This is a genomic window from Mesorhizobium sp. P5_C1, assembly GCF_054049815.1.
Genome location: NZ_JBFULQ010000578.1, coordinates 1 through 3298 on the forward strand (window position 1 = coordinate 1; position 3298 = coordinate 3298).

2 protein-coding genes are annotated in these 3298 nt (G+C 63.9%); one reads left to right on the plus strand and one right to left on the minus strand.

Annotated elements, in window-relative coordinates; translation table 11 throughout:
- Positions 1–167: 167 nt before the first annotated feature.
- The gene (locus ACXJ7R_RS28170) at positions 168–518 is read right to left on the minus strand and encodes a hypothetical protein (RefSeq protein WP_457154682.1); all 351 of its coding nucleotides are present in this window, start codon (positions 516–518) and stop codon (positions 168–170) included.
- 186 nt (positions 519–704) lie between these two features.
- On the opposite strand from ACXJ7R_RS28170, the gene ACXJ7R_RS28175 reads away from it, so the two are divergent.
- Positions 705–3298, plus strand: a 2594-nt coding sequence (locus tag ACXJ7R_RS28175; protein WP_457154683.1) for a PAS-domain containing protein, incomplete at its 3' end; no start/stop codon positions are given.

Here is a 3298-nt window from a genome sequence, read left to right on the forward strand (position 1 = left end):
GCTGCAGCGGGCTGCGTCGGAGAGCCCGATGGGCGACGATGACGGCTGGCAGGACGATTTGCGTCAGGTACGTCTCGCACTCGACAAGCTCGGTGCGAAAGAACCCAAAAAGGGCGCTGCCTCGCTCTGAACGCAGAGCTTGCTAACTGGCATTTGCCAATCGATCGCTATTCGCAGACCATGCGAGCTCTCTTGCCGGGCTCGGTGACGTTTCTGCACGTCAGCAGCTTCGTCGGTTCAGACGCGGAGGCTGCTGCGGTCGAGACCCTCGTCCGGTGCTGTCTTGGCGGGGCATGGGTCACGACCCTGCGCTCGGAAAATCGCTGCGGCGGCTGCGGCGCCACCGGAAAGGCGCCGTCTTCAACCTGCTCGTATTCGACACGCGGTGGCGGCCGATCCCAGAAACGCCTGACATCGAGCGGCCTCGGGATGACCACGGTGCCGTCATAGGTGCGCGAGCAGCCGCTGCCGAAAAGCAGCATCAGCCCCATGAAGCAAGGCGAGATCCGTCCAACCATCCGCAATATCCCTTGAAGCTTATATAGCGGCTTCAATCCTGCCGGCAAGCCGGCGGAACAACGCAGGCCGTGTCGACCGAAATATCTAACCGCCCGTTAAGGTTAGCGGATCGTTAATGCTTGTCGGGCACATTCCGGCGACGAACCGCGGGGGAGGGTTCGGCCTTGGTTTTCGGGTGGGACGGCATGGCGGAAGCGGACGACACAATTGGCGCGCGCGGCAAGCGCGGGCCTCGCAAATCGGCAGCGCATGGCGACGCTGCATTACCGTCCCCTGCGGGCAGGGATTCGACCGACACGCTTCGCCAGCTGGTCGAAGCCGGTTCGGACTGGGTCTGGGAGACCGACGCCGAATTGCGCTTCTCCTGGCTGTCGCAAAACTACCAGGCAGCCACCGGCATCGATCCGGCTGATGTGCTTGGCCGGTTCCGCTTCGACTTCCTCGACCAGGTGAACGGCGACCGCAGCGGTGCCGCGCATCTGGCGGATCTGCAGGCGCATCGGCCGTTTCGCGACTTCGTGCATGAGCTGAAAGGCGGCCGCGCCGATTGCCGCTGGATCTTGACGTCGGGCTTTCCAAGGTTCGATGGCGAGGGAGGATTTGCCGGTTATCGCGGCATTGGCCGCAACGTCACGGCGCTGGCCGGCGCCTTCGGGGCCCTGGAGCAGAAGCCTGCGGCGGATAGCGAACCCGTCCAGCATCTTGCCGATCTCGAGCGGACGATGGACGCCATGCACATGGGCGTCGTGCTTCTGGACGCGAGGCTTGATAYGCTGATCGTCAACAAGGCCTATCGCGACCTCTCCAGGATCCCGGACGGTGCCGTGACCGTCGGCGCCCCGTTCAGCCTGTTGATGGAACTCAACCGCCGCAACGGCATCTATGGCGATATCGACGAACAGCAATGGCAGCGCTACCTCGCCACCCGGCTCGAGGAGATCCGCGCCGGCTCCGTTGCGCCACGCGAGTTCCCTCATGCCGACGGCAGGACCATGATGTTCTCGGTCACTGCCCTGTCCGGCGGCAAGCGCCTGCTGACCTACTACGACATAACCGATCTGAAGCTTCGCGACGCCGAAGTCGAGAACGCCAATGCCAGGACCGCGGAGACCTTCGCCAACCTTCGCGCCATGGTCGACCAGATGCCGATCGGTGTCCTCGTCCTCGATGCCGATTTGCGCGCCGAAGTCATCAACCGTGCCTTCTACGATTTCTGGCAGATCGACGCCCGGCGCGCCGAGATCGGCTGCAGCTTCCGCGAGCTGATGGACGCCAGCCGCGACGTCGACCCGTATGGTACCGACGAGGCGACATGGCAGCGGCACATCGCCGATCGCGAGGCGGAAATCAGGGCCGGCACCGCCGGATCGCGACAGTTCCCGCGCAATGACGGCCGCACGCTGATCTCGTCGATGGCGCCGCTGGCCGGCGTCAAGCGGCTGATCTCCTATGTCGACGTCACCGACATGAAGGATCGCGAGGCCGAACTTGCCGACGCGCTGGAGAAAGCGCGGCTGGGGGAAGCGGTGATCAACGCCGTCAAGGATCCGATCTTCGTCAAGGACGACCAGTTGCGGTTTGTGTTCGTCAACGAGGCGTTCGCCGCCTTGTTTGGCCAGACGCCGCAAGCCATGCTTGGCAAGCCCGGCGGCGATTTCGTCTCAGGCAGCAATGTCGCGCTTTTCGAACAGAGCGAACGGGACGTGCTTGCCAGCGGGCGTGCCTACGAAGTCGAAGAAAATTTCGAGGCCGATGGCGCCAGCCGCTCGCGGATCGTCAGGAAGAGCCGCGTCGGCATGGCCAGCGGCCGCAACTACGTCGCCGGCTTCCTGTTCGACATTTCCGACATGAAGCGCCGCGAGACCGAGGCCGAAGATGCGCGCAAGCATCTCGCCAGCGTGCTGGAATCCCTGCCGGCGGCCGTCATCATCTACGATCGCGACGACAAGTTCGTTTTCGCCAACCGCAAGATCCAGGACACGCTGCCGGCTTTGAGACCGGTATGGCAGCCCGGCTGCACACTCCGCGAGGCGCTGGCTCTCGGCCGTTCGAACGGCTATTTCCGCAACAGCGGCGACCCGCAAGTCGACACGCTCTACGACGGCGACACCGATCTCTGGCTGGACGCGATCCTTGCCCGCTATCGCCTGTCCAGTTCCTCGTTCGAACGTCACAACCCAGACGGCCGCTGGTATCAGGTCTACGACATGCGGACCGACGATGGCACGTTCATCGGCGTTCGCGTCGACATCTCCGAGATCAAGAGCCGCGAGAAGGCGCTGCGCGACTCGATGCGCCAGATCGATCTGTTCCGCCACGTGCTGGACGAACTGCCGGTGGCTGCCTTCATCAAGGCGCAGGACCTGAGCATCGAGTTCGTCAACAAGGCCTGGTGCGCGATAACAGGTCTCGCCAAGGAAGAGGTCATCGGCCGCACCGACCGCCAGCTGTTCGGTGGGCAGGATGGCGATAGCTACAGCCATGACGACACCGAGGTGGCCGTGACGGGCGCCGTCAAGGAGGTCGAGGAACCCGTCACCCATCGCGACGGCACGGTCCGGCAATTGATGACGCGCAAGAGCCGCCTGGTGGCGCTGGACGGATCGGTGCATCTGGTCGGTTCGAGCACCGACATCACCGAGGTGAAGGCGCGCGAGCGCGCGCTGGAAGAGAGCATGCGCGAGAACGAGGTGTTCCGCAGCCTGATCGACAACGTGCCGGTGTCGATCTACGCCAAGCGCTCCGATCTCAGGCAGTTCTATGTCAACAAGGGCTGGTG